Source organism: Deltaproteobacteria bacterium (assembly GCA_019308905.1).
Taxonomy (GTDB): Bacteria; Desulfobacterota; BSN033; order WVXP01; family WVXP01; genus JAFDHF01.
Genome location: JAFDHF010000017.1, coordinates 50,044 through 57,043, shown reverse-complemented (window position 1 = coordinate 57,043; position 7,000 = coordinate 50,044). Strand labels below are relative to the sequence as shown.

The window sequence follows — 7,000 nt, the reverse complement described above, 5'->3', positions numbered from 1 at the left end:
TGAGTCGTGTTCGTGGGGAAGGGGCAGGAATTCCCCACCCGCGAACCTTGATAGGGTCACCGCGTGAGCTCAGGAGCGAGGGGACAAGGGTGTTCTCCTGCCAAGACAGAAAAAATCGTGAAGCCATATACTTGCAAGAATCCTGGGCCGAAAACTCAGGAAACTCCACTAAGGCGGGCGAGGGGTTGTCTAAAATGGTGGAACTCCCGCGAGGGAGGCGAATTGAGGTCTATACATTTCCACAGAATTCCTATAAAGTGAAGGAGATCATCGGACAGGAGGTGTTGCGGCGTGGATGTTGCTGAGGCTATCAGGGAGAGGCGGACTGTTCGTAGTTTCAAGGGAGATGATGTTTCTTCGGAGGACCTGGAGGCGATTCTGGAGGCCGTGAGGTGGGCTCCATCCTGGGCAAACACTCAATGCTGGGAGGTGGTCGTGGTGCGAGATGCAGACAGGAAACAGCTTCTCGCCGAAACCCTCTCCGGGGGCAACCCTGCCAAGGACGCCATGACACGGGCTCCCGTGGTCATGGCGGTGTGTGCAAAAAGGGGCCTGGCCGGTTTCTACAGGGGGGAGGTCAGCACGGACAAAGGGGACTGGTACATGTTTGACACGGGCCTCGCGGTTCAGAACATGTGCCTGAGAGCCCACAGCCTGGGGTTGGGGTCTGTTATCGTTGGGCTTTTTGACGCGAAGAGGGGGGAGCAGATACTGGCGGTGCCTCATGACCGGTCGCTGGTCGTCCTGGTTCCCATCGGCCATCCTGAAAAGACACCCAGGGCACCGGGGAGAAAGGAGATCTCCGGCTTTGTCCGATACGAGACCTACGAGGGGGAGCCTGGAAAGTAGGGCTGAGTGTGAGGGGATGAGTATGGATTCGGAGGAATTGATCCGGTCGATTACGATTGAGACGGGTTCCAAGATTCTCCTCCTGGTTATCGACGGACTGGGGGGGCTTCCCGTGGATGGAAGAACCGAGATGGAGGCGAGTGCAATTCCCAACCTCGACCGTCTTGCCAGCCGATCGGTGTGCGGGCTTGTCGACCCGATAGCACCTGGGATAACCCCGGGCAGTGGGCCGGCACATCTCGCCCTCTTCGGTTACGATTCATTGCGCTACCAGATAGGGCGCGGCGTGCTCGAAGCGGTGGGGGTGGGCATGAAGCTCGAGAAAGGGGATCTTGCAGCAAGGGGGAATTTCGCCACTCTTGATGCCAGAGGGATAGTGATCGACCGGAGGGCTGGAAGGCTCTCGACCGAGAAGAACCGGGAGCTCTGTCGAATTCTTCAGGACAAGATCCAGACAGTCGAGGGGACCCGTGTCCTAATCCAACCCGGCAAGGGACACCGATTCGTGGCTGTCTTCAAGGGAGAGGGGCTGGGTGAGGGTCTCACAGATGCAGATCCTCAGAAGGATGGAAAAAAGGCGGTCCCAGCCATTGCCATACGCAGGGAGGCTGAGCGGTCAGCGTCGGTGGTGAACGCCTTTATCAGGGAGGCCACCGATCTGCTCCAGGGCAGGGATCAGGCCAACACGGTGCTCCTTCGAGGATTTTCCCAGGTGCCCCATATCCCGAGCATGAGAGAGCTTTTCAAGCTCAATGCCGGAGCAATCGCCTCCTACCCGATGTATCGGGGACTTGCGAGCCTGGTGGGGATGGAGGTTCTCGAAACCGGCGATGCTCTTGAGGACGAACTGGAGACCCTCAAGACTCACTTCAGGGATTTTGAGTTCTTTTTTTTCCATGTCAAAGAACCTGACATGCGTGGAGAAGACGGAGATTTTCAGGGGAAGATTGCGTCTCTGGAAAGGGCCGATCGCCTCATTCCCGGGGTGCTGGAGTTGGGTTTTGACGTAGTGGCAGTGACAGGAGACCATTCCACGCCTTCGGCCCTCAGGTCTCACAGTTGGCATCCCAGCCCGATTCTTATCTGGTCCCGTTACGTGCGAACCGACTCCATCATGCGGTTCAGCGAGAGAGAGGCCGCCCTAGGAGGGCTGGGGAGGATCCCGGCGATGAGCCTCATGCCCCTGCTGTTGGCAAATGCGCTCAAAATGAAAAAATTCGGAGCCTGAGCGGGCGGATCGCCTCCAACGGCTCTCGTTCAAATCCTTCAAGCTGTTCGTTCGCCGTGCCTGTTCGACCGGTTTCGCCTCTGTCCGAACCTTGATCGGTAGCGCTGTTCGAGGCGCGAAACCGGGGGTCTTGAAGGTTCTGCGTTCAACGCAATCTGGGTTTCGCTTTGACGATTCGAAAGAGTGCGGCGCTCGAACGAGCAAAGGGATTGAACGATTTGAGCGTCTCCGAGCAAGTGAAGTGAGCCGGTGATGAGACGAAATCGACGGCCGACCTGCTGGGAATCGATCAGGGTTTGACGAACTCGTAGCTAATTCTGTTGCCCGGCAGCATTACAGGACGAACAAGAAGGGCCATGTCCACAGCGACTTGTCCAGGTTCTATGGATTTGCTCAGGCGGCCGAAAACCTGGACCTCCCCAGGGAATCGTACGAGGCCGATGGTGTAGGGCAGGTCCCTCTCGAACCCCGTAGGGGCGTAACTGAGGGTTGAATAGGAGACCAGTTTCCCCTCTCCCACCACGTCGAACCAGTCCATCTCACTCGACATGCATGCGCAGCAGTCTGCCCTGGGGGGGAAGTATGTGGTGCCGCATTGCCTGCATCGGCTCCCGGAAACCTTTCCCTGGCGGAGACGATGGACAAAGCCGTCGACTTTGGTCTGAGACACGAAGCTGACCGTTCCAAATTCCTCAAAGCCCATCGAGCCCTCCTTGGTGTTCGAGCCGCAAAAGAGCATTTTTCTTCTGCCCTCCCGGCCTGTAACATCTCTCAACCAGAATCCCCGGTCCTCTCAGCCCGGTTCGGTTCCCAATATGGTGACATTGCCGTAAAGACCGACTCCACCGATATTATGAATCAAGCCGACCTTCGGATCCTCAACCTGTGCCTGTCCGGCTTCCCCGCGGAGCTGGAGTACGACGGTCCGGATCTGGGATCCTCCGGTGGCTCCGATGGGGTGCCCCTTTGACAGGAGGCCCCCGTCGACATTGATGGGGATTCTTCCTTTCTGGTATGTCTCCTTTTCGCGAATCAGGTATCTTCCTTCTCCGGGAGAGGCGAACCCCAGGTCCTCGTAGGCCATCAGCTCGGCGATGGTAAAGCAGTCGTGGATCTCTGCCACATCCACATCCTGAGGTCCAAGGCCCGCCATTTCAAAGGCCTGCCTCGCTGCCTCCTGGGCACACCTCAGTCCTGTCAGGGAATCCCGTCCCGCCATGTTGACAGGTGCGGAAGCCGCACCCAGCCCCAGAATCCAGATGGGCCTGTTCGGCATGTCGGCTGCTCTATCCTTTCGGGCCAGGATGATGCAGGAAGATCCGTCTGCATTCGCGCAGCAGTCGAATCTCTTTAGAGGCGTCGAGACCGTGTCAGAGGAGAGGACCTGTTCCAAAGACACGCTCTTTCGGTAGACGGCCTTTTCATTGAGCTGACCGTACAGTGCGGCTTTCACCCTTATCAGTGCTAGATCCTCCTCGGTGGTCCCGTATCTTGCGAAGTGCGCCCGGGCATGCATGGCATAGTAGGCAGGCATCATGGTGCCGAAAGGCGACTCCCACATGATGTCAGCACCTCGGCCCATCCTTTCCTGGGATTCGGCAGAGGTGATCTCGGACATCTTCTGAAATCCGAGGACGAGTATCACCCCATGGAGCCCGGATTCGATCAAAGCATAGCCGAGTCTCACTCCCATGCTGCTGGAGGAACAGACGTTCTCAACATAGAAGGTCGGCTGTGGTGTCAGTCCGAGATACTCGGCGATTACCCCGGCAGGGGTTCTCTGTTTGTCATACTCAGGAGCCGAACAGATGATGGAGGCATCGATCTCTTTTGGTCCGAGTTGGGCGTCCGCCATGGCCTCGCGATAAGCCTCAAAGGCCAACTCCCGGATCGATCCTTCATACCCGCGCACGAAGGCACTTTGGCCTACACCGACAATGGCGACCTTCTCCATGGATCCGCTCCTTCTCATTACGGCTTCCCTCTCACCGCTTCCGCCTCCCTGGTTCTCGCCCTCTTCCTGTGGCGCTGGTATTTGTTCACGGCCATGTTGTGTTCTTTGAGGCTGGAGGAGAACTGGTGGGTTCCGTCATTCCTTGAGACAAAGTAGAGATAATCCACCTGGGCGGGGAACAGGGCTGCCTTGAGGGATTCTATCCCGGGATTGGAAATAGGTCCCGGGGGCAGCCCCTTTATGAGGTAAGTGTTGTAAGGGGTGTATCTTTCGAGATCTCGTTTTGTGAGGTTTCCGTTGAAATCAGGGATGCCGTATATGACGGTGGGGTCGCTCTGAAGTCGTATCCTCTTTTTCAACCGGTTGTGAATGACGGCGGAGACCAGGGGCCTCTCCCTGGGATCGGAGGTCTCCTTCTCGATTATGGAGGCGATCGTCACGATCTCCCCTTCGGAGAAACCCAATTCCGAAGCCCTCATTGCCATGTCCGGGGTAAAAACCTGGCGGAACCGGTCGAGAAAAAACCGGATTACCACCTGCGGGTCACTGTTCTTAGAGAGTGTGTAGGTGTCTGGAAAGAGATACCCCTCGGCGTTCGGTCCTTCGATATGATAGCGGGAGAGTAACTCCGGAGATGATGCCTCTTTGAGGAAAGCCTTCTTGGAGACGATCCCCTTTCTATCGAGGAGATCCCCTATCTGGGAGATGGTATAACCCTCGGGGATCGTGACCTTGTACGTCTTTACCCTCCCCTCGATGATTTTCTTCAGGACCTTCCAGTGGGAGGTGGGGAGGTCGAAGCAGTACTCGCCAGCCTTGATCTTCGGCTCTGCGTGGACGATTCGGCCCAGCAGAATAAACCGTGTAACCCCGTGGATGACGCCTTTTTCCTCGAGGGTCCGGGCGATCTGTTTGAAGGTCAAACCCTTGTCTAGAGTGACGATCTTGGAGGCCGCCTGTCCCCGCGGGGGAACCAGGGCATAGACAAACCCGTAAAGCGCAATCGATCCGGCTAGGAGCCCCATCCCTGCCAGGGCGAAAAGGATCCATCTCTTCATGAGGATTCTCGAATTCGCTCGGCGTCAAGATAGGCCTGGAGAATCACCGTAGCTGCCGCCTTGTCGATGACCTTCTTTCTCTTCTTCCTGGAAAGGCCCGCCTCGAGAAGGACCCTTGCGGCCTGGACCGTGGAGAGCCTCTCGTCCCAAGTGGTGATGGAGACGGAGAGGGCATCTCTCATGGCGGCAACGAATTGGAGTACCTTCTTGGCTTCCACCCCGAGCGTACCGGTCATGTTGACGGGCAGTCCCACCACGACCCGGACGATGCCGAGCCTGCGGACAAGGTCGGCAATCGCCTCGAGATCCTTTTCGGTGCTCTGACGCCGAATGGTCTTCTCTCCGTGGGCTATCAATCCGAGCTCGTCACTAACGGCCACGCCGATGGTTTTGCTTCCCAGATCGAGGCCCATGACCCTCATTTGCGGTTCCTCGTAATCATCAGTCATTACTACAGCCTAAGGCTGCCGGTTGGTTTTGTCAAGCTCCTCCTCCGCAGTCCCAAGGCCACGTTAAAGTCGGCCGCGTAACTGGAGGCGTGATGTGTCTCAGGCAGTGTCGCCCTAGAACAAGGGTTTTCCCCAAGGCGGGGGAACTCCTCGAACAGAAAAGGCTTGACAAAGGAGGGGGGCTTTGTTAAAAAAGGTACAAACTCAGTCCACGCCGCACTGTCCTGTGGTCACAGAAGAGATAAAGGCGGCTCCTGTCCTTTGCCGGCTCCGTTTCGAAAGGAGGGAAGAGGTATGGATTTCGGGTTGACTCCAGAACAGGAAGAGATGCGGAGGATGGCGCGTAATTTTGCGGAGAAGCGGATCGCGCCGACCATGGAGGAAGACGAAAAGGAGCACCGATTTCGGAGGGAGTTGGTAAAGGAGATGGCCGATCAGGGTTTCTTTGCCTGCATCGCGCCGGAGAAGTACGGGGGACTGGAGGAAGGCCATCTGGCAGCCTCTATTATGACCGAGGAGATAGCGGCGGTCAGCCCTTCCTGGGGCCTCCCCTTCAATCTCCAGATGAATGCGATTCAGTCTGTGCTGCTGGCTTTCGGTTCGGAGGAGCAGCGCCAGAGGTTTATTCCCCCTTTGATTTCAGCCGACACCCTGGGCTGTTTCGCAATTACAGAGGCGAACTCCGGGAGTGACGTGGCCGGCATGAGGACACAGGCGGTGGAGAGCGGGGATGGCTGGGTTCTCAACGGATCGAAGATGTGGATCAGCGGAGTCCCGGTCGCCGATGTGGGGATTGTATTCGCCTATACGGACCGGGAGAAGAGGCATAGGGGGATCTCGGCCTTTATGGTTGACATGCACACCACCGGCGTAGAGCAGCGGGCCATAGAGACAAAGCTGGGGTTGTTCTGCGCGCCCACGGGTGAGATCATCTTTCAGGATGCAAAACTTCCAAAGGATTCTCTGGTCGGAGAGAGAGGGGCCGGGTTCAAGATCTGCATGAGCATGCTGGACAATACGAGACTGAGTTCGGCTGCCCGGGCCGTGGGAGTAGCCCGGGCGTGTTTTGAGCATTCCGTGAGATACGCCAAGGAGAGGGAACAGTTCGGTGTACCCATCGGCCAGCACCAGATGGTTCAGGAGCAGTTGGCCGAGATGTATGTGGAACACGAGGCGGCCCGGTTGCTTGTCTATCGGGCCGCCTGGATCAAGGATCAGGGGCAACGCAATACCCTCCAGGTATCGATGGCGAAATACTACGCTGCTGAGGTGGCGGTTCGGGCGGCCAACGAGGCTGTAAAGATATACGGGAGCTACGGGTTCAGTTCCGAGTACCCTGTGGAACGGTTCTATCGAGACGCCAAGTCGTACCAGATCGTGGAAGGGACGAGTAACATCCAGAAGATGATAATCGGGCAGTATGCTTTGGGGATGAGGAAGTAAACCGATTTACCAGTTTGGA

Annotated in this window: 7 protein-coding genes; 3 read left to right on the top strand and 4 right to left on the bottom strand. The window is 57.1% G+C overall.

The genetic code is table 11. From position 1 onward, the window contains the following. Positions 1 to 291 precede the first annotated feature (291 nt). Positions 292 to 849, top strand: a complete 558-nt coding sequence (locus tag JRJ26_07915; protein MBW2057407.1) for a nitroreductase family protein — start codon at positions 292 to 294, stop codon at positions 847 to 849. Positions 850 to 871: 22 nt separating this feature from the next. After that, positions 872 to 2,077, top strand: coding sequence for a 2,3-bisphosphoglycerate-independent phosphoglycerate mutase (locus JRJ26_07910; protein MBW2057406.1), 1,206 nt, complete (start codon positions 872 to 874; stop codon positions 2,075 to 2,077). Positions 2,078 to 2,366: 289 nt separating this feature from the next. Here JRJ26_07910 and JRJ26_07905 read toward each other — a convergent pair whose 3' ends face one another. The 4 genes from JRJ26_07905 to ruvX all read right to left on the bottom strand — a co-directional run bounded on the left by JRJ26_07905 (position 2,367) and on the right by ruvX (position 5,511). Then, the gene (locus JRJ26_07905; GenBank protein MBW2057405.1) at positions 2,367 to 2,780 is read right to left on the bottom strand and encodes a Zn-ribbon domain-containing OB-fold protein; all 414 of its coding nucleotides are present in this window, start codon (positions 2,778 to 2,780) and stop codon (positions 2,367 to 2,369) included. Between the two features lie 90 nt (positions 2,781 to 2,870). Further along, positions 2,871 to 4,031, bottom strand: a complete 1,161-nt coding sequence (locus JRJ26_07900) for a thiolase family protein (GenBank protein ID MBW2057404.1) — start codon at positions 4,029 to 4,031, stop codon at positions 2,871 to 2,873. Between the two features lie 17 nt (positions 4,032 to 4,048). Next, complete coding sequence (gene mltG, locus JRJ26_07895) at positions 4,049 to 5,089, bottom strand: endolytic transglycosylase MltG (GenBank protein ID MBW2057403.1); 1,041 nt, start codon at positions 5,087 to 5,089, stop codon at positions 4,049 to 4,051. Then, on the bottom strand, positions 5,086 to 5,511 hold the full coding sequence (ruvX, locus tag JRJ26_07890) for a Holliday junction resolvase RuvX (GenBank protein MBW2057402.1): 426 nt from the start codon (positions 5,509 to 5,511) through the stop codon (positions 5,086 to 5,088). The genes mltG and ruvX overlap by 4 nt, the downstream gene beginning before the upstream one ends. A gap of 321 nt (positions 5,512 to 5,832) precedes the next feature. Between ruvX and JRJ26_07885 the strand changes: the two genes are divergently transcribed. Next, positions 5,833 to 6,981 carry an acyl-CoA dehydrogenase family protein gene (locus JRJ26_07885; protein MBW2057401.1) on the top strand — a complete coding sequence of 383 codons (1,149 nt, stop codon included), beginning with the start codon at positions 5,833 to 5,835 and terminating at the stop codon, positions 6,979 to 6,981. The last annotated feature ends 19 nt before the right edge of the window (positions 6,982 to 7,000 follow it).

What these genes read in the sequence shown, in the direction of transcription:
- JRJ26_07910 (MBW2057406.1), top strand. Translation starts at nt 872, where the DNA reads ATGGATTCGGAGGAATTGATCCGGTCGATTACGATTGAGACGGGTTCC.
- JRJ26_07905 (MBW2057405.1), bottom strand. Translation starts at nt 2,780, where the DNA reads ATGGGCTTTGAGGAATTTGGAACGGTCAGCTTCGTGTCTCAGACCAAA.
- JRJ26_07900 (MBW2057404.1), bottom strand. Translation starts at nt 4,031, where the DNA reads ATGGAGAAGGTCGCCATTGTCGGTGTAGGCCAAAGTGCCTTCGTGCGC.
- mltG (MBW2057403.1), bottom strand. Translation starts at nt 5,089, where the DNA reads ATGAAGAGATGGATCCTTTTCGCCCTGGCAGGGATGGGGCTCCTAGCC.
- ruvX (MBW2057402.1), bottom strand. Translation starts at nt 5,511, where the DNA reads ATGAGGGTCATGGGCCTCGATCTGGGAAGCAAAACCATCGGCGTGGCC.
- JRJ26_07885 (MBW2057401.1), top strand. Translation starts at nt 5,833, where the DNA reads ATGGATTTCGGGTTGACTCCAGAACAGGAAGAGATGCGGAGGATGGCG.